Here is an 18,920-nt window from a genome sequence, read left to right as displayed (position 1 = left end):
GGCGGGTCAGAGCTGTTCGATGAGCCGGCGGTACCACCGGACGCCGTCGCGCAGGTCGGCGACGCCGATGCGCTCGTCGACGCCGTGGATCGCGGCACGCTGCTCGTCGGTCATGCGGAACGGCGTGAACCGGTAGACCCGCGGCCACACGCGGTGGAAGTGCCGCGAGTCGGTCGCCGCGAGCATGACGTAGGGCACGGCCACCGTCCCCGGGAAGACCTGCTCGAGCGTCGCCTCGAGGAGGGCGTATGCCGTGTCGTCCGTCGGCGAGACGGGGCTCGGCTCGTCGCCGCTGACGAGCACCACCTCGACGTGCGGGTCGCGGATCGTGCGGCGGATCCGCTCGAGCGCGCCGTTGACCGTCTCCCCCACCATGACGCGCATGTTGACGTGGGCCCGCGCGGTCGCGGCGATGACGTTGGCGCCGGCCGAGCCGGAGAGCTGGGTGACGGCGACGGTCGTGCGGGTCAGGGCCGCGGTCTCGTGGCCGAGTCGGGGCAGCACCCGGGAGAGCAGCGGACGGAGGCGGCTCGCGTTGCCGAAGACGGCGGCATACGGCCCACGCGCGTGGGCGCCCGCGCGCTCGAGCATGTCGACCGTCGCGTCGGGCAGGTGGCTGGGGAAGGGCCTGCGCTCCAGGCGCAGGATGGCGCGGGCGAGCCGGCTCGTGGCCCCCATGCGTCGCGGTGCGGAGGCGTGGCCGCCGTCGCCGCGGGCGACGAGCTCGACGTCGACGGTGCCCTTCTCCGAGACACCCACCACGGCGATCGGCGCATCGACCCCCGGCAGCACGCCGCGAACGATCGCGCCGCCCTCGTCGAGGACGAACCACGGCTCGACGCCCCGCTCGCGCAGGAGCGACACGGCGGTGAGCGCCGCGCTGCCCGACACCTCCTCGTTGCAGCCGAACGACAGCCACACGTCGCGGCCCGGCGTCACCCCGTCGGTGATGAGATCCTCGACGGCCTGGCACGTGGCGACGAGCGATCCCTTGCAGTCGAGCGCCCCACGGCCCCAGACGAATCCGTCGGCGAGCTCGCCGGCGAACGGTGGGTGCGTCCACGCCGCAGGGTCGTCGACCGGCACGACGTCGAGGTGGGCCATGAGGACGACGGGCGCCTCGCGGGTGCGCCCCGGCCACCGCACGAGCAGCGCGTCGCCCGCGATGCGCTCCACCTCGCACGTCGCGTGCAGGCGCGGGAACCGCGCCCGCAGCTCATCCAGCAGCGCCTCGAACGCCGCCCGGTCCTCGCGCTCGCGCTCCCAGTCCGACACCGTCGGGATGCGGATGAGCGCGCGCAGCGTCTCGACGGCAGCGTCGTCCCCGGTCATGCACCGGAGCGTATGCGGTCCGGCCGCCTGGGGGACGCAGGAGACCGCCCCTCCCGGCAGGGGTCCGGGAGAGGCGGTCGATGGTGGGGCCTGCTCAGCCCTGGGTGCCGGAGGTCTCGGACGCCGAGCCGTGCTCGAGCGCCTCGACGACGGCGCCGCAGAAGTCCGGCAGGTCGTCGGGCTTGCGGCTCGTGATGAGGTTGCCGTCGACGACGAGCGACTCGTCGACCCACTCGCCGCCCGCGTTGCGGATGTCGGTCTGCAGGCTCGGCCACGACGTCAGGCGACGGCCCTTGAGCACGTCGGCCTCGACGAGGGTCCACGGCGCGTGGCAGATCGCTGCGACCGGCCGGCCGGAGGCGAGGAAGTCGCGGACGAGCGCCACGGCGTCCTTCTGGGTGCGCAGGTTGTCCGGGTTGGCGACGCCGCCGGGCAGCACCAGGGCGTCGAAGTCCTCGACCTTGGCGTCGGCGACGGTGACGTCGACCTTCTTGGTGTCGCCCTTGTCGAGGTGGTTGAACATCTGCACCTCGCCGCTCTCGGGGCTGACGAGGACGGCCTCGTGGCCGGCGTCGGTGACGGCCTTCCACGGCTCCGTCAGCTCGACCTGCTCGATGCCCTCGCTCGCGACGACGAATGCGACTCGCTTGGCCACGTGGTCCTCCTCTGGTCGCCCCGGTCCGGGGCTCTCGGTCTGTGGTGTGGCGTCGAGCGCCACTCCCGGGTCCTACCCACCGACGTCCGTGGCCTCACCGGCGCGCCCCGACTAGGGTCGGGCCATGGCCCAGGACCTCGTGGTTCCGCTCGCGCCGAACGTGTGGCGCATCCCCCTCGTGCGCGACCTCGTCAACGGCTTCATCCTGCGCGACGACGACGGCCAGGTGACCCTCGTCGACATGGGCGTCTCACGCTCGGGGCCGAAGGTGCTCGCAGCCCTGGCAGCCGTCGGCTCCTCCCCCGCCGACGTCACCCGCCTCGTGCTGACGCACGCCCATCCCGACCACGCGGGCGGTGCGGCGTACGTGGCACGGGCCACGGGACGCGGCTTCACCGTGCACCACGACGACGCGGCATACGCCAGCGAGGGCACGGCGCCACCGCGCGACCGCAGCTTCCTCCTGGGACGGCTCTTCGACCGGATGTCGCGGCCCGGCAAGGACTTCGCGCCCGTCGTCGTCGAGCGCGAGATGACCGACGGCGAGGTGCTGCCCATCGCGGGCGGCGTGCGGGTGGTGCACACCCCCGGCCACTCGCCGGGGCACGTGTCGCTGCTCCACGAGACGTCGGGCACGCTCATCACCGGCGACGCGATCTTCAACGTGCTGGGGCTGCGCTGGCCGATCAGGTCGTTCTGCACCGACTTCCGGATGACCCAGCAGACGGCCCACGTGCTCGGCGAGCTCGAGTACGACGTAGCGGCCTTCACGCACGGCGCCGAGCTGCGCAGCAGACCGCGCGAGGCGATCCGCTCGTTCCTGCTCAAGCACCCCGTGGGCTGACTCTCCACAGCCCTGTCCACAACTGTGGACAGACCCTGTACAGGCGATGGGGCGCGAATGGGTACGCCCCAGGGGTGACGAACTTCGGATACACCCTGATGACCGAGCAGAGCGGCCCCAAGGACCTCGTGAGGTGGGCCGTCGGTGCCGAGCAGGCCGGCTTCGACTTCGAGGTCTCGAGCGACCACTTCTCCCCGTGGCTGACCGAGCAGGGTCACGCGCCGTACGCGTGGAGCGTGCTCGGCGCCGTGGCACACGCCACCGAGCGGGTCGAACTCATGACCTACGTGACCTGCCCCACGATGCGCTACCACCCGGCCGTCATCGCCCAGAAGGCGGCGACGCTGCAGCTGCTCGCCGACGGCCGCTTCACCCTCGGCCTCGGCAGCGGCGAGAGCCTCAACGAGCACGTCGTCGGCGAGGGCTGGCCCGGCGTCGTGACGCGCCAGGAGATGCTGGCCGAGGCCATCGAGATCATCCGCAAGCTGCACTCCGGCGACCTCGTCACCCACCACGGCGAGTACTTCGACGTCGACTCCGCGCGGGTCTGGGACCTGCCCGACATCCTCGTGCCCGTCGCGGTCGCCGTCAGCGGCGACCTGTCCATCGAGCGCCTCGCGCCGCTGGCCGACCACATGATCGCCGTGCAGCCGGAGTCAGACCTCGTCGACACGTGGAACCACACCGACGGCGCCGAGCGCATCGGCTCCGGGGCCCGGGCCATCGGCCAGATCCCGATCTGCTGGGACCCCGACGAGAAGGCTGCGGTCGAGCGGGCCCACGAGCAGTTCCGCTGGTTCGCCGGGGGCTGGAAGGTCAACTCCGACCTGCCGACGCCGATGGGCTTCTCCGGCGCGACGCAGTTCGTTCGCCCGGAGGACGTCGCCGAGACGATCCCCTGCGGGCCCGACCTCGACAAGATCGTCGAGGCGGTCAGCGCCTACTGGGAGGCCGGCTTCACCGACATCGCCCTCGTGCAGGTCGGCGGCGACGCCCAGGAGCGCTTCCTCGACGAGGCGGCCGGGCCGCTGCTCGAGAAGCTGCGCGCCGCAGCGGGCTGATCCGGGCGGCGGTCCTGCTGGTCAGGCCGCCTTGCCCGCGCGCTCCGCGAGAAGTCGCGCGCGACGCTTCGTGATGTCGGCGCACTCGACGCAGACCTCCTCGGGCACCAGGCCCACGCGCATGAGCAGCCCGAAGAGGAGGCAGCCGACGCAGACGCCGAAGAGCGACTCGAGCGCCGGGAAGAGCACCATGACGACGCCGATGGCGACGACGGCCGTCAGGGCAGCCGAGGACCCGGTGACGAGGCTGACGACCCAGAGCACGGTCGCGGCCACGGTCATGACGGCACCGATGGCCGCCGCGAACCGCTTGGGCGGGCCGGCCGTGGGGCGCTTCGGCGCGGAGACGGCGGGTCGGATCCACCGCTGCACGAGCCGGGCGACCGGGCTGGCCGAGGGCCCGATGGCCGCCCGGAGGCTGAAGTCGACGGCGAGGACGGCATACAGCCACCACTGCTGCGTCGCGAGCGCGACGATCCCCACGACGAGGACGACCGCGGCGATGAGCCGCACGGTCACGTCGTCGACGACGGACGGGAAACGGGAGATGCTCATGCCGGCATTATTGCTTGCATAAGCGCCGCTTATGCAAGCGGTCCACCATCCGAGCTGTCGTCGTGGCCGCCTACGCTCGTGCCATGGCCCTACACATCGGTGCACACGTCGACCAGGAGGACCCGATCGCCGAGGCGAGGGCGCGCGGCGCCTCGCTCTCGCAGCTCTTCCTCGGCGACCCCCAGAGCTACAAGGGGCCGGTCATCCGGTACGCCGGTGGCGCGGAGGCGCTCAAGGCGGACGCCGCGGCAGCGGGCATCGACCTCTACGTCCACGCGCCCTACCCGATCAACGTGGCCAGCCTCAACAACCGCATCCGCATCCCGGGACGCAAGCTGCTGCAGCAGCACCTGACGGCCGCGGCCGAGATCGGCGCCAAGGGAGTCGTCGTCCACGGCGGCCACCTCGGCGTCGACGAGGACGCCGCCAAGGGCTTCGACAACTGGCGCAAGTGCATCGACGGCCTCGACCTGCCGGTGCCGCTGCTCATCGAGAACACCGCGGGCGGCGACAACGCCATGGCCCGCCGACTCGAGGCGATCGCCCGCCTCTGGGACGCCATCGGCACCGCGTCGGGCAGCGAGAACGTCGGATTCTGCCTCGACACCTGCCACGCCCACGCCGGGGGCAACGACCTGGGCACGGTCGTCGACCAGGTCCGGGCCATCACGGGGCGCATCGACCTCGTGCACGCCAACGACTCCCGCGACGAGTTCGACTCGGGCGCCGACCGGCACACGAACTTCGGCTCCGGCCACATCGACGGCGACGCGCTCGTCGGTGTCATCCGGGCGGCCGGTGCGCCGGTGGTCTGCGAGACGCCCGGCGGCCTCGAGGGCCAGGCCGCCGACATCGCCTGGCTCCGCGAGCGCGTCGGCTGACCTCCCCGCGCACGACAGAGGCCACGAACCGGTGTGGGGGTGCCGGTCCGTGGCCTCTGGTTGGAGGGGTGCGGGGAGGCGTGTTCCCCGCACCCTGGCTGGCTGGGCTACCGCACGGTGACCGTCTGCTCGGAGAGCACGTCGGAGCGGGAGTCCGAGACGAGCACGCGCACCGTGTAGGTGCCCGGCGCAGCCCAGGTGTGCGTCCCACTGACCGTCGCCACACCGTCGGCGCCCCGTGCCGACACGGTGGCGTCCTCGGTGACCGACCCGTCGCCGTACTGCACGCGGGCGGTGTAGGTGCCGTCGGGCACGCCACCGCTGACCGAGCCGAGCGCGACGTCGGTGGCGCTGCCGGCGCGGGCCGACGCGTCGGCGCCCGCCTTGACGGTCATCGCCGAGCCGTTGTCGGCGACGGCGAAGACGTGCACGCGGCCGGCCGTCCTCGGGTCACCGGCCTGCGTCGGCATCGTGATCGACGCGACCGTCTTGCCCGAGGGGATCGCCAGCGGCGCCGTGGCGAACAGCTTCGCGTGGCAGCTGTCGGTGCTGGTCCCGTTGAGCCGGTAGGCCATCTCGATCGCCACGACGTTGCCGAACTGCGGCGAGCCGCACCAGTCGCCGTACTGCACCCGGTAGGGCGCCGTCGTGCCGTCGGTGAAGTTGACCGTCGCGGTGATGTCCTGGCTCGTCTGCGTGGCCGTGCCGATGAGCGACAGCTTCGTCGCACCGGGGGCCAGCGAGACCTTCAGCGTCTGGCCCGCACCCGTGGCGTTGTCCTTCTGCCCGACCGGGATGCCCGGCATCGAGAAGGTCAGGTCGGTGCCCGGCACCGTGAGCAGCTTGCCCGGGACACCACCGGCCGCCGCGAGCGCCTCCCGGGACAGCCCGGCGCGGTCGGCGTCGCAGGGGACGGAGTCGCCCACGTTGCCGAAGCAGACGGAGTCGAACCCGGCGGCATACGTCGGCACGGACGCCTGGTGCACGGTGGCACCACCGGAGGCCGACCCGCTGTCGTGCGCGGTCGTGACGGTGACGGTCGGCTGGTAGTAGCCGGGCTCGGCCCACGTGTGCGAACCGCGGACCGTGTAGGAGCCGAGGTCACCGGCGGTGATGGTGCCCGCCGAGGTCGAGCCGTCACCCCAGGCGATGGTCGCCTTGGCCGTCGCCGACGGGTCCTGGCCCTGGCCGACGCCACCGGAGAAGGTGCCGACGGTCCCGGTCCACGCGGCCTCCTCGGACGTCTCGATCGCGGGGCCGGCGGCCACCTTGAGACCGGTGTTCTGCGCCTTCGAGCCGTCGGTGAGGAACTCGAGCTCCGACAGGTTCGGGGCGTCGGCGCCCTTCGTGGCCGTCACGACGAGGCGGTACGAGGTGTACGTGCCGGTGTCGCGCAGCTTGAAGGGGCGCGTCTGCACCCGCCACGGGAAGGACTGGTCGGCGCGCGTGTCGAGCGTGCGCCACGTCTTGCCGCCGTCCTTGCTGCCCTCGACCCGCCACGCGGACGGGTCACCGGCGGCAGGACCGGAGGTGATCGTGTACCAGGTGGCCCGCTGCCCGACGCCGGACAGGTCGAAGGTCACCGTGGGCGTCGCCGAGGCGAACGCGGACGAGGTGCGCGACGTGTCGTCGAACAGCTTCGCGGCGTCGGCGCCGTCCGCGAGGCCGGTGGCGGAGGCCGTGCCCCGGCCGGGACCGGTCATGTCGCGCAGCGGCTTCGGCGCCTCGGTGCCCGTCGTGAGGGCCGGCGGCGCGTCCTGGGCGCGTGCGCCGTAGTCGGACGGCGAGGAGCCCATCGCGAAGTCGAGCTGGGTCGGCCCGGCGATCTGCGACTGGTCGATCGAGACCGACTTCTGCTTCTTGCCGTTGATGCTGACGCCCTGCACGTAGAGGTTGCTCTCGGAGTTGCCCGGAGCGTTGACCACGAGGTCGCCCTGCGTGCGGTGCACCGTCACCTGCGAGAACTTCGGCGAGCCGACCGCCCACTGCGACGAGCCGACCTGCAGCGGGTAGATGCCGAGCGAGGACAGGACGTACCACGCCGACATCTCGCCGTTGTCCTCGTCGCCGGGGTAGCCCTGGCCGGTGTCGGTGCCGACGTAGAGGCGGCGCAGGATCTCGCGGACCTTCTCGGCCGTCTTGTACTGCTGGCCGGTCCAGTCGTACATGTACGCGATGTGGTGCGAGACCTGGTTGGACTGGCCGAGCTGGCCCATCCGGACGTCACGCGCCTCGAGCATCTCGTGGATCGTGCCGCCGTAGCCACCGGGCTTGGTCGCCGTCTCCGGCGTCGCGAAGAAGGTGTCGAGCTTCTTCGCGAGGGCGTCACGCCCGCCGTAGAGGTTGGCGAGGCCGTTGCCGTCCTGCGGGGCGTGGAAGGCGAAGTTCCAGCCGTCGGTCTCGGTGAAGTCGCCGCCCCACGCCTCCGGGTCGAAGGTGTCGGGGAAGCTGCCGTCGGGCCCCCGCCCCTGGAAGAAGCCGACCTTCGGGTTGAAGGCGTTGACGTAGTGGGTGGCCCGCTCGAGGAAGTACTGCGACTCCTCCTCGAGCTGCGCGCGCCTGCTGTCGGGGGTGGCCGGGTCCTTGGCGAGCTTCGCGGCCATGTTGCCGATGCCGAAGTCGTTGATCAGGCCCTCGAGCCCCCACGAGACCGACTCGCCGGTGCTCGTGCTCGTGTAGCCGAGGAAGATCGAGGTGTCGAGGCCCTTGCGGCCCACGGCGCTCGACGTCGGCAGCACCGTCGCGTTCTTGACGGCCGCGTCGTACGCGTCGAGCGGGTCGGGCAGCTTGACGCCCTTGACGTACGCGTCGGCGAACGCCACGTCCGAGCTCGTGCCGGTCATGAGGTCGGCGTAGCCCGGCGAGCTCCAGCGCGCCACCCAGCCGCCGTCGCGGTACTGCTGCACGAAGCCGTCGGCGATCTCGGCCGCCACCTCCGGGTAGAGCAGGCTGTAGGCCGGCCACACCGTGCGGTAGGTGTCCCAGAAACCGTTGTTGACGTAGATCTTCCCGTCCTTGACGGCGGCGTTGGTCGTCGTCGCGGTGGCCGAGCCCGACTTGGCCGCAACGGGGCTCGCGTACTGGTAGTGCGGAGCAGCGGCCGTGCCGGTGTTCTCGAACTGGCTGTTGGGGTAGAGGTTGAGCCGGTAGAGGTTCGAGTAGAGGATCGTGCGCTGCGTGTCGCTGTCGGTGTCGGCGTTCGTCTTGACGCCGACGACACCGAGGCGCGAGTTCCAGGCCGCGCCGGCGGCGGCGTGGACGGCGTCGAAGTCACGACCGGCCAGCTCGAGCGCGTGGTTGCGCTTGGCCTGGTCGAGCGAGATGAACGACGTCGCGAGCTTCAGCACGACCGTCTTGTCGCTGCTCGTGTCGAACGACGCGTAGCGCGTGCCCGTGTGCCCGCCCGGCGCAGTGCCGGTCGCGCTCGCGGCCCGGTCGAAGGTGCCGTAGACGAACATCCGGCTGCGGCCGGCGGACAGGCCGCTGCCGTTGTCGACCCAGCCGGTCACGGTGCCGGTGGCGGCATCGACGGTGAACGTGCCGTTGTTGTCGATCGTGTCGAGGACGAGGCTGCCCTTGTCGGTGCCGGACGGGAAGGTGAAGCGGTAGACGCCGCCGTGGCCAGCGGGGGTCATCTCAGCGACGAGGCCGCCCTGGAGCACGGCCTTGTAGTAGTCGGGGCGCGCCACCTCCGTCTTGTGGTCGAAGGTGAGCCCGCGCCCCGAGGCGCTGCCGGTCGGGGTGCCGGTCGTCGCCGACGGCATGACCGAGAGCTGGTTGCGGTCGCCCATCCACGGGCTCGGCTCGTGCGAGATGGCGAGGCCCTGCATCACCGGCAGGTTCGCCGCGTTGTTGCCCGACTGGTAGTAGTACTCCCACGACTGGGAGTTCGCGTTGGTCACCGGCGTGAAGAACGTGAAGCCGTTGGGCAGCGCGCTGATCGGCAGGTTGTTGCCGCGCGAGAAGCTGCCCGAGGCGTTGGTGCCGCGACGCGTGTCGACGAAGTTGGTCAGGTCGGCGGCGTCGACGGCGGCCGGGTGCGCCTGCACGTCGAGGTCGTCGATCCAGCCGCCGAAGCGGGTGTCCTTCTTGGCGGTGTCGTTGTCGTAGCCGACGAGGATGCGGTCGATGGTCTTGCCGGCCGCGACCTTGCCGACGTCGACGGAGACGGCGTTCCACTGGTTGGCGTAGAGGATCTTGCCCTTGCCCTGCCCGTTCGGGCTGGCGGCGACGCCGTTGGCGTCCTTGGCCTGCAGGTCCGACAGGTAGGTGCCGTCGGTGAAGTGCAGGTCGAGGGCGCTGTAGGTCGAGGGGTAGGTGAGGTCGCCGGCGATCATGTCGGGGAAGACCTTGTAGGACAGGCGGGTCGCCGGGTTGACCGGCAGGTTGACGTCGAAGAGCCTGTTCCAGGCGTAGCCGCGGCCGTCGGCGGTGTGGCCGCCGGAGTAGCGCAGCGCCTTGACGCCGGTCCAGCCGACGAGCGGCTTGATGTTGAAGCCGGAGATCGGCCCGGAGCCGACCTTCGTCACCATCGGGGTCGCGGGGCCGGTGCCCGTCGAGCCGTCGGAGATGTCCCAGTCGGCGAGCTGCACGATGCCGCCGGAGTGCACGGCCGTGACGTTCAGGCGGTAGTACGCGTACGCCCCCGGGGTCTTGACCGTGAAGTCCTGCTTGGCGAAGCGGCCACTGAAGTCGATCCCGGTGCGCGTGTCGAGGTCGGTCCACGTGGAGCCGTCGCTCGAGCCCTGCAGCGTGAAGTCCTTCGGGTCACGCTCGGGCGAGTCGTTGGCGGAGGTGAGCGAGTAGCGGACCACCTTCGCGGGCGAGGCGAGCTGGTAGCGCACCCAGCCGCTCGAGGCGAAGGCGAGCCACTTCGTGTCGGGGTTGGCGTCGGCGAGGTTGGCCGCCACCTCACCCGGTGAGTTCTCGGCGCTGGCCGTCACGGCGGACACCTGCCCGAGCAGGCTCCCGTCGACGCTGACGGTCCCGGTGACGTTCTTCTGCCGCGGCCCGTCCGGGCCGGACTCGACGGCACCGAAGGCCGGCTGGGGCTCCCCGGACTCGAAGGACGTGGCGAAGTCGCCCGAGGCGTCGGGCGGCGCGGCGGCCGCCGCGGGCGGCCCTGCGACCGCTCCCATCGTCGAGGTGACCAGCAGCGCCATCGCCATGGCGCCTCTCTGGATTCCTGAGGTCACACCCATCGTTCCTCCGTGCTCATCGTCGAGCGGGGTTGCGCGGTCATGTCCCGCCGACAGTGGACGCGGCGATCGGAGCGAGTCAACGTTCGGACCCGAACTTGTCCGGTCAGGACAGCCAATCGGACAGGACCGGCTGAGGACACGCCGAGATTGGCGAATCCGCTTGCACCCCAGGCGCGGCTCTGATGCCATGACGGCCATGACAGCGTTGTCTGACCACCGGACAGGGACGCGTCCGACGATGGCGGACGTGGCCGCGGAGGCGCACGTCTCCGTCAAGACCGTCTCCCGCGTCGTCAACCGCGAACCCGGGGTCCGGGCCGACACCGCCGAGCGCGTCAAGGCCGTCATCGAGCGACTCGGCTTCCGCCGCAACGACGGTGCGCGCATGGTCCGCCAGGGCCGGACCTTCACCATCGGCCTCGTCGTCGAGGATCTCGCGAATCCCTTCTACTCGCAGATCGGTGCAGCCGTCGAGCGCGAGGCCCGCATCCGCCAGCACCAGCTCATCACCGCGAGCGCCGAGGGCTCCCCCACCCGGGAGCGGGCGGTGCTCGAGGCGCTCATCGCCCGCCGCGTCGACGGCATCGTCGTCGTGCCCGCCGGCGAGACGCCGTCGGCCGACCCGACGGTCGAGGCGAGCGGCACCCCCATCGTCTACATGGACCGGCCGGTGCGCGGCGCCACCAACGACGTCATCCTCAGCGACAACCAGGGCGGGGTGCGCAGCGCCGTCGAGCACCTCGTCGCCCACGGGCACCGCCACATCGCCTTCCTCGGCGACGACCCCGGCTTCTGGACGGCGCGGCAGCGCCGGGAGTCGTTCGTGTCGACCCACCGCGCCCTCGGCCTGCCCGGCTCCCCGCGCGTCTCGATGGGCCCGCACACGACGACCTCGATCCGGGACCTGCTCGCGGTGTGGGCGCACGACTCCGACCCCACGACGGCACTCATCACCGGCAACAACCGCGTCACCCTCGCCGCCCTGCACGCGATGCGCGACCTGCACGTGTCCCTCGCGATGGTCGGCTACGACGACTTCGAGCTCGCCGGCCTGCTCGACCCGCCCGTGACGGTCGTCCACCAGGACCCGGCAGCCATGGGGCAGAAGGCCGCCCAGCAGCTCTTCGCCCGGCTGCTCGGAGACGAGTCCGCCCCCCAGACCGTGGTCATGGCCACCCGGCTCATCGTCAGAGCCTCCGCAACCCGACGGGGAGGACCCGCACGATGACGTCACTCGACACGACCCACCAGACCCACGAGCCCACCCGGCTCGCCCTCAACACGCCACACCGCTTCTACCGCGGCGGTGAGCGGATCCTCGCCTTCCGCGGGCTGCCGCTGCCCGACGACTTCGACGGCCACCGCCCCGAGGACTGGCTCGCCTCGACCACCCGGCTGTTCGCCGAGGGCGGCGACGGCGTCACGCAGCTCCCGGACGGCAGCGACCTGCCCGAGGTCCTCGCCGCAGACCCGACCGCATGGCTGGGCGCGGACCACGTGACCGCATACGGCGTCGTGCCCGGGCTGCTGACCAAGCTGCTCGACAGCGGCGAGCGGCTGCCTGTGCACGCGCACCCGGACCGGTCCTTCGCCAAGGCGCACCTGGACTGCGACAACGGCAAGACCGAGGCGTGGATCGTGCTCGAGGCCGAGCCCGGTGCGACCGTGTGGGTGGGCTTCCGCGAGGAGGTCGACCCCGACACGCTCGCCGAGCTCGTCGAGGCCCAGGACGAGCGGCTGCTCGCCGCACTCAACCCCATCCAGGTCCAGCGCGGCGACGCCGTGCTCGTGCCCGGCGGCCAGCCCCACGCCATCGGCGAGGGCGTGCTGGTCCTCGAGCTGCAGGAGCCGACCGACCTGTCGGTCATGCTCGAGCACGAGCGCTTCGGACTCGAGGAGGCCCACGCGTTCCTCGGTCTCGACCGCCCACTCGCCCTGCGCAGCGTCGACCACGGACCGCTCACCGCCGACGCGCTCGCCGGGCTGCGACGCCGGTGGACCGACGTGCGCGGTGCCGGCCCCGCGCTGCCCGAGGGCACCGACGAGTACTTCCGGGCGCAGGTCGTCCGGCCGACCGGCGAGTCACCGGCGGCTGCGGTCACCGTCCCGGCAGACTTCGCCGTGACTGTCGTCGTCGACGGGCGGGGCACGCTCTCGACGGAGCACGGCGCCGCCCGCGACACGCCGATCGACATCGCCCGTGGGGACGTGCTTCTCGTCCCCCACGGCGCCGGAGGCGTCTGCGTCACGGGCGACGTCACCGTCATCCGGTGCATGCCGCCGGCCGGCGCGACCGTGGCCTGACGTGGCACGTCCACGCCGAGCACGACACACCGCACGACACACCACAGACCTGCCGTCCGGAGGGGCCGGCAAACAGACCGCGAGTCATCAGCTCCCGCTACGGGGAAGGCCGCGGAACCAACAAGGAGGATCAATGCGCAACAGGGCTGTTGCAACCCTGGCGATGGCGGGGGTCGTGTCCGTCGCACTCGCCGCCTGCGGCTCGACGTCGGACAACACCACGGGGGCTGCTCCCAGCGGCGGCGCGTCGACGTCGCTGCAGACCAAGGCGGGCGGCGCCGGCGGTGACGTCGGCGTCTTCACCTGGTGGGCCGCCGGCTCCGAGAAGAAGGGCCTCGACGCGCTCGAGGCGCTGTTCAAGGAGAAGTACCCCAACGACAAGTTCGTCAACCTGGCCGTGGCCGGTGGCGCCGGGTCCAACGCGAAGGCCAAGCTCGCGTCCGACCTGCAGAACAACCAGCCGCCGGACTCCTTCCAGGGGCACGCCGGCGCCGAGCTCGCCGACTACATCGACGCGGGCCAGATCGAGCCGGTCAACGACGTCATCCAGGCGCTCGGTGGCCAGTCGGCGTTCCCGAAGAACCTGCTCGACCGCCTCACCGTCGACGGCAACATCTACTCGGTGCCGTCGAACATCCACCGCGCCAACGTCGTGTGGGCCAACACGGCGGTGCTCAAGAAGGCCGGCGTCAACCAGCCGCCGAAGGACATCAAGTCCTGGATCGCCGACATGGACAAGATCAAGGCCTCCGGCGTCTCGACGCCGCTGTCCGTCTCGGGCACGTGGACCCAGGTCCAGCTCTTCGAGAACGTCCTCATCGCCGACCTCGGGGCCGAGAAGTACAACGGCCTCTTCGACGGCAAGACCGCGTGGGACTCCGCCGAGGTCAAGGCCGCGGCGGCCGACTACAAGAAGCTGCTCAGCTACACCAACACCGCCTCCGACGGTGACGACTGGCCCGTCGCGACCGACATGGTCATCGACGGCAAGGCCGCCTACAACGTCATGGGCGACTGGGCCGTGGCCGAGTTCGCCGACAAGGGCAAGAAGCAGGACCAGGACTGGACGTGGTTCCCGACCCCGGGCACCGACGGCGTCTTCGACTTCCTCGCCGACTCCTTCACGCTCCCCAAGGGCGCGAAGAACCCCGGCGGCACGAAGGACTGGCTCATGCTGATCGGCTCGGCCGAGGGCCAGAAGGCCTTCAACCTCGCCAAGGGATCGATCCCGGCCCGCACCGACGTGCCGAAGACCGACTTCCCGCCCTACCAGCAGGCCGCGATGGACGCGTTCAAGTCCAACACGATCGTCTCCTCGATCGCGCACGGCGCGGCCGTGTCGCTCGCCTGGAACGCCGACATCAGCACGGCGATCAGCAAGTTCTACAGCAGCAAGGACGACGCCACGCTGGTGTCCGACCTCGCGGCAGCCGCCAAGAAGAACCTCGGCTGACCCGACCCGCACCGCGGTGCCGTATGCCGCTGGGCCCGCCCGGCGGCATACGGCACCTTCCACCCGCTCTCGAACAGGACCACCATGCGCAAGGCCAAGGACTGGCTCCCGGGGTTCCTCCTCGTGCTGCCCTCGATCATCCTGATCGGGATCTTCGTCTACTGGCTCATCTTCCGGAACATCTCCACCTCGCTCGACCGGACGGTCACCCGTGCCTCCAAGCGGGTCACCAACCCCGGAGGCCTGGAGAACTACACCAAGCTGCTCGGCAGTGACGACTACCAGCACGCCCTCTTCAACCTGCTCGTGCTGACGGTCGTCTTCGTCGCCGGCACCATGGTCTTCGGCCTGCTGTGGGCGGTGCTGCTCGAGAAGGGTGTCAACGCCGAGGGCATCTTCCGCTCGGTCTACCTGCTGCCCATGGCGATCTCGTTCATCGCAGCCGGCATCGTGTGGCGCTGGCTGCTCTCGCCCGGCAAGGGCGACCAGGCCGTCGGCCTCAACCAGCTCCTCGCGATGCTCGGCCTCGAACGCTTCCAGAGCGGCTGGTGGCAGTCGCCGAGCGCGTTCTCGATGGCAGCGATGGCACTGCCCGCGATCTGGCAGCTCTCCGGCTACGTCATGGCGCTGTTCCTCGCCGGCTTCCGCGGGATCAGCGAGGACCAGCGCGAGGCCGCCCGCATCGACGGCGCGAGCGAGTTCCAGATCTACCGGCACGTGCTCTTCCCGCAGCTGTCGCCGATCGCGCTGTCGGCCCTGATCATCGTGGGCCACATGTCGATGAAGATGTTCGACCTCATCTACGCGATCGCCGGGCAGAACTCCTACAAGGCGTCGGTGCCCGCGACGATGATGTGGACGCAGATGTTCCAGCAGAACAACCCGACGGCGGCCGCGGCCAACGCCACGATCCTGCTGGTGCTCGTCGCCATCGTCGTCGTGCCGTATCTCGTCTACACGAACAAGACCGAGAAGGAGACGCGCGGATGACCGCCACGACGAACGAGGTCGTGCCGACCGGTGCGGCCATGGGCGGCGAGCCGATCCCGACGCGCGTCAGCACCGGCAAGGCGCCGGGCACCGAGGGGACCGCCGTCGGGCGCACCGTGCGCTACGCCCTGCTCATCCTCTTCCTGCTGCTGATCCTGCTGCCCCTCTACGTGCTCGTCGTGACGAGCCTCAAGCGCAGCGCCGACGTCACGGCGAGCCAGGCGTGGACGCTGCCGACCTCGCTGTCGGTCGAGGGGTGGAAGGCGGCGTGGACCTCGCTGTCGCCGCCGCTCTTCCGGTCGCTGATCCTGGCCACGTCGGTGGCCGTGCTCTCGGCGCTGCTCGGCTCGGTCAACGGCTTCGTCTTCAGCAAGTGGCGCTTCCCGGGGGCGACGATCGTCTTCACCCTCTTCCTCTTCGGGATGTTCATCCCCTACCAGGCCGTGATGATCCCGCTGCAGGGCATGCTCCTCGACGTCCAGGCGACGCCGGGCTTCTCGTGGTTCGACGGCATCGTCAAGCTCATCGCCGTCCACCTCATCTTCGGCATCCCGATCTGCTCGCTGATCTTCCGCAACTACTACGCGACGGCGCTGCCCACCGAGATCCTCGAGGCGGCCAAGGTCGACGGTGCGGGGCTGATGCGGACGTTCCGCTCGGTGGTCCTGCCGATCTCGATCCCGGGCTTCGTCGTGACGATGATCTGGCAGTTCACCTCGGCCTGGAACGACTTCCTCTTCGCGCTGTTCCTCACCAACCGCAACAACGGCCCGGTGACGTATGCGCTGAACGAGCTCGCTGGTGGCCAGAACCCCGACTACCCCTCGATCATGGCAGGCGTCCTGCTGGCGTCCCTGCCGACGCTGCTGGTCTACATCCTCCTCGGCCGCTACTTCATCGGCGGCCTGATGAGCGGCTCCGTCAAGTAGGTCGGTGACGCCCTTCTCGTCAGACCGAGCGCGAACGGCGCGGCCCCGCACGGGGTCGCGCCGTTCGCGCGTATGCGGGTGGCTCGGTGGGGGCTCGGCGCGTGCGCGCCGCCCGTCAGCCGGCCGTGCGCCGCACGTAGGCCCTGATGGCCAGGGGCGCGACGACGGCGGTGATGAGCAGCGACCAGCCGACCGAGACGAGGACGGCGTGCTGCAGCGGCCACGACGCGCTCGGCGGGGCCGGCGGCACGTTGCCCCAGAGCTCGCGCATCGCCTGCACGAGGGCGCTGATCGGGTTCCACTCCGCGATGGAGCGCAGCCACGGGGTCATCGCCTCGGTGGGCGCGAACGTGTTGGCCAGGAAGGTGACCGGGAAGATCGTGGTGAACATCAGCCCGTTGACGGCCTCGACCGAGCGCATCGAGGACCCGATGAGGATGCCGAACCAGATCATCGCGAAGCCGAAGAGCAGCAGCAGCGCGAAGGCGAGCACGGCGTTGCCGAAGCCGTTTCGGATGCGCCAGCCGATCGCCAACCCCGTCATCGACATGACGAAGACGCCGATGCTCGAGTGGATCAGCGCGTAGACGCTGCGGCCGATGAGCACCGAACCGCGCGAGATCGGCAGGGACCGGAACCGGTCGATGACGCCCTTGTCGAGGTCCATGTTGAGGCCGCTCGCGACGATGAACGAGGCGAAGGCCATCGTCTGGGCCATGATGCCGGGCAGCAGCCACTCGCGGTAGGAGCCGCTGTCGGTGCGGATCGAGCCGCCGAAGACGAACGCGAAGAGCAGCACGAACATGATCGGCTGGATGGTGACGTCGGTGAGCATCTCGGGCTGGCGGCGGGTGTGCTTGAGGTTGCGCCACACCATCATCTGCACCTGACGCAGCAGCCCCGGCGGCTGGAAGGTCGGCGCGGCGGTGGCGACCTCGCGGGTGGTGGTCGTGGCGGTGACGGATGCCTCGGTCATCGGGGCTCCCCCTGCTGGTCGGTGGGGTCGGACTCCTGCTCGGCGCGGTGGCCGGTCAGGCTGAGGAAGACGTCGTCGAGGCTCGGCCGCTTGAGGCCGAGATCGTCGAGGACGATCTCGCTGCGGTCGAAGACCGCGGCGACGCGGGTCATGTCGGACAGGCCGTCGGCCGGGGCGGTCAGCTGGCGGGCCGCGGGGTCGACGTGCACCTCCGAGACGTGCGAGGCGAGCAGCGCGCGGGCCTCCTCGAGCTGCTCGGCGTGCGAGACGGTCAGCACGATCGCGGCCTGTCCCGACTGGTCCTTCAGCTCGAGCGCCGTGCCCTCGGCGATGACGCGGCCGTGGTCGATGACGACGATGCGGTCGGCGAGATGGTCGGCCTCCTCGAGGTACTGCGTCGTCAGCAGCAGCGTCGTGCCGTCGGTGACGAGGCCTCGCAGCACCTCCCACAGCTCGACGCGGCTGCGCGGGTCGAGGCCCGTCGTGGGTTCGTCGAGGAAGAGGACCGGCGGTGCGGCGATGAGGCTGACGGCGAGGTCGAGCCGGCGCCGCATGCCGCCGCTGTACTCCTTGACGACCTTGTTGCCCGACTCGGTGAGCGAGAACCGCTCGAGCAGCTCGTCGGAGAGCCGGCGCACGTCGGCGCGGCCGAGGCCGTAGAGCGAGCCGATGAGCCGGAGGTTCTCGCGGCCCGTCAGCATCTCGTCGACGGTGGCCGCCTGGCCGGTCAGGCCCATGCTGAGCCGAACCGCCTCCGGGTCGGTGATGACGTCGTGCCCCGCCACCCGAGCCGTGCCGCTGGTCGGGGTGGTGAGGGTCGTCATCATGCGGACCGTGGTGGTCTTGCCCGCGCCGTTGGGCCCGAGCAGCCCGAGCACGGTGCCCTGCGGGACGGAGAGGCTGACGTCGTCGACGGCCGTCATGTCGTCGAAGCGTTTGACCAGGTGCTCGGCCTCGATGGCCGGTCCGGTGAAGTGGTGGCGCCGGCTGCGCGCCTCGGTGGTGATGGTCATGAGGGGTCCCCCGGTGTGGTGGGTCGCGGGTGTGAGCTGCGATTGAGACGACGATAGGCGCCTCCACCGACAGCGTGCGGGTCACAAGTACACACCGTCAACATTTTTCTTCTCAACGACCAGCCCATGCAGGCAGACAACGGGACTTCGCTCACGGCGTACGCCCTCGGCTCGCGCGCGCACCCCACGACGACGGCCGCGTGCGACGCTGGACGGACCCACCGCGACCGATCGGAGACGGCCATGACCCAGATCGCCACCAGCCCGCAGCCGGCCGGCCCCGCCCCGCTGCTGCGCGAGGTCTACGGCCGCCTGCTCCGGCGACTGCGCACACGCCGGGGCCGCACCCTGGCCGACGTCGCCGGGCGCGCCGGCATCTCCATCGCCTACCTGTCCGAGGTCGAGCGCGGCCTCAAGGAGCCGTCCTCCGAGGTGCTCGAGGCCGTCTGCATAGCCCTGGGCTCCAGCATCACCGGCCTGGTCGGCGCCGCCCACCGCGAGCTGACCGAGCTGGCCGCTCCGGCGGGTGCCGCCACGGCGGGCGGCCGCGTCCTCGACCTCACGTCCCGGGTCGGATCGAGCATCACGGCCCCGGTCGAGACCCCGCGTGCCGGCGACGGGCCGGCGCTGCTCGCGGCCTGAGCCACCGGCGGGTCCGAGCACGTCCGGGGACGTCCGGGCACGTCCGAGCAGGTAGTGGCGTCCCGGCGATCGAGCCCCTCGCCC

Annotated in this window: 15 protein-coding genes; 9 read left to right on the top strand and 6 right to left on the bottom strand. The window is 71.0% G+C overall.

What is annotated here, in order from left to right; all coding sequences use genetic code 11:
* Window positions 1-6 precede the first annotated feature (6 nt).
* Together AB0316_RS03215 and AB0316_RS03210 are read right to left on the bottom strand one after the other, a co-directional pair.
* A complete protein-coding gene (locus AB0316_RS03215; protein ID WP_366270405.1) occupies window positions 7-1,332 on the bottom strand; it encodes a M20/M25/M40 family metallo-hydrolase in 1,326 nt (441 codons plus the stop codon).
* A gap of 94 nt (window positions 1,333-1,426) precedes the next feature.
* Window positions 1,427-1,987 (bottom strand): type 1 glutamine amidotransferase domain-containing protein, encoded by a 561-nt coding sequence (locus AB0316_RS03210; protein WP_366270403.1) that lies wholly within the window; start codon window positions 1,985-1,987, stop codon window positions 1,427-1,429.
* A 124-nt stretch (window positions 1,988-2,111) separates the two neighbouring features.
* Between AB0316_RS03210 and AB0316_RS03205 the strand changes: the two genes are divergently transcribed.
* Window positions 2,112-2,831, top strand: a complete 720-nt coding sequence (locus AB0316_RS03205; RefSeq protein ID WP_366270401.1) for an MBL fold metallo-hydrolase — start codon at window positions 2,112-2,114, stop codon at window positions 2,829-2,831.
* A gap of 74 nt (window positions 2,832-2,905) precedes the next feature.
* Window positions 2,906-3,892: an LLM class F420-dependent oxidoreductase gene (locus tag AB0316_RS03200; RefSeq protein WP_366270399.1), complete on the top strand. Its 987-nt coding sequence runs from the start codon at window positions 2,906-2,908 to the stop codon at window positions 3,890-3,892.
* A gap of 21 nt (window positions 3,893-3,913) precedes the next feature.
* Here AB0316_RS03200 and AB0316_RS03195 read toward each other — a convergent pair whose 3' ends face one another.
* Window positions 3,914-4,447, bottom strand: a complete 534-nt coding sequence (locus AB0316_RS03195; RefSeq protein WP_366270398.1) for a DUF4395 domain-containing protein — start codon at window positions 4,445-4,447, stop codon at window positions 3,914-3,916.
* A gap of 83 nt (window positions 4,448-4,530) precedes the next feature.
* On the opposite strand from AB0316_RS03195, the gene AB0316_RS03190 reads away from it, so the two are divergent.
* The gene (locus AB0316_RS03190) at window positions 4,531-5,328 is read left to right on the top strand and encodes a deoxyribonuclease IV (RefSeq protein ID WP_366270396.1); all 798 of its coding nucleotides are present in this window, start codon (window positions 4,531-4,533) and stop codon (window positions 5,326-5,328) included.
* Between the two features lie 107 nt (window positions 5,329-5,435).
* Here AB0316_RS03190 and AB0316_RS03185 read toward each other — a convergent pair whose 3' ends face one another.
* Window positions 5,436-10,523 carry a GH92 family glycosyl hydrolase gene (locus AB0316_RS03185; RefSeq protein ID WP_366270395.1) on the bottom strand — a complete coding sequence of 1,696 codons (5,088 nt, stop codon included), beginning with the start codon at window positions 10,521-10,523 and terminating at the stop codon, window positions 5,436-5,438.
* Window positions 10,524-10,725: 202 nt separating this feature from the next.
* On the opposite strand from AB0316_RS03185, the gene AB0316_RS03180 reads away from it, so the two are divergent.
* From AB0316_RS03180 to AB0316_RS03160, 5 genes are all read left to right on the top strand, one after another.
* Window positions 10,726-11,757, top strand: coding sequence for a LacI family DNA-binding transcriptional regulator (locus tag AB0316_RS03180; RefSeq protein ID WP_366270393.1), 1,032 nt, complete (start codon window positions 10,726-10,728; stop codon window positions 11,755-11,757).
* The gene (locus AB0316_RS03175) at window positions 11,754-12,833 is read left to right on the top strand and encodes a class I mannose-6-phosphate isomerase (RefSeq protein ID WP_366270391.1); all 1,080 of its coding nucleotides are present in this window, start codon (window positions 11,754-11,756) and stop codon (window positions 12,831-12,833) included. The genes AB0316_RS03180 and AB0316_RS03175 overlap by 4 nt, the downstream gene beginning before the upstream one ends.
* 133 nt (window positions 12,834-12,966) lie before the next feature.
* On the top strand, window positions 12,967-14,286 hold the full coding sequence (locus AB0316_RS03170) for an extracellular solute-binding protein (RefSeq protein WP_366270389.1): 1,320 nt from the start codon (window positions 12,967-12,969) through the stop codon (window positions 14,284-14,286).
* 84 nt (window positions 14,287-14,370) lie between these two features.
* Window positions 14,371-15,276 carry a sugar ABC transporter permease gene (locus AB0316_RS03165; RefSeq protein ID WP_366270388.1) on the top strand — a complete coding sequence of 302 codons (906 nt, stop codon included), beginning with the start codon at window positions 14,371-14,373 and terminating at the stop codon, window positions 15,274-15,276.
* Window positions 15,273-16,205 (top strand): carbohydrate ABC transporter permease, encoded by a 933-nt coding sequence (locus tag AB0316_RS03160; RefSeq protein ID WP_366270387.1) that lies wholly within the window; start codon window positions 15,273-15,275, stop codon window positions 16,203-16,205. The genes AB0316_RS03165 and AB0316_RS03160 overlap by 4 nt, the downstream gene beginning before the upstream one ends.
* A gap of 115 nt (window positions 16,206-16,320) precedes the next feature.
* Here AB0316_RS03160 and AB0316_RS03155 read toward each other — a convergent pair whose 3' ends face one another.
* A complete protein-coding gene (locus AB0316_RS03155; protein WP_366270386.1) occupies window positions 16,321-17,181 on the bottom strand; it encodes an ABC transporter permease in 861 nt (286 codons plus the stop codon).
* Window positions 17,178-18,194 (bottom strand): ATP-binding cassette domain-containing protein, encoded by a 1,017-nt coding sequence (locus AB0316_RS03150; protein ID WP_366270385.1) that lies wholly within the window; start codon window positions 18,192-18,194, stop codon window positions 17,178-17,180. The genes AB0316_RS03155 and AB0316_RS03150 overlap by 4 nt, the downstream gene beginning before the upstream one ends.
* A 243-nt stretch (window positions 18,195-18,437) precedes the next feature.
* Here AB0316_RS03150 and AB0316_RS03145 point away from each other — a divergent pair, with 243 nt between their 5' ends.
* Window positions 18,438-18,836, top strand: coding sequence for a helix-turn-helix transcriptional regulator (locus AB0316_RS03145; protein WP_366270383.1), 399 nt, complete (start codon window positions 18,438-18,440; stop codon window positions 18,834-18,836).
* Window positions 18,837-18,920: the final 84 nt, after the last annotated feature.

Origin of the sequence: Terrabacter sp. NPDC080008, from assembly GCF_040702505.1 — a bacterium.
Taxonomy (GTDB): domain Bacteria; phylum Actinomycetota; class Actinomycetes; order Actinomycetales; family Dermatophilaceae; genus Terrabacter.
Note: the sequence above shows the minus strand (reverse complement) of the source record. Positions and strands in the feature narration are given on the sequence as shown.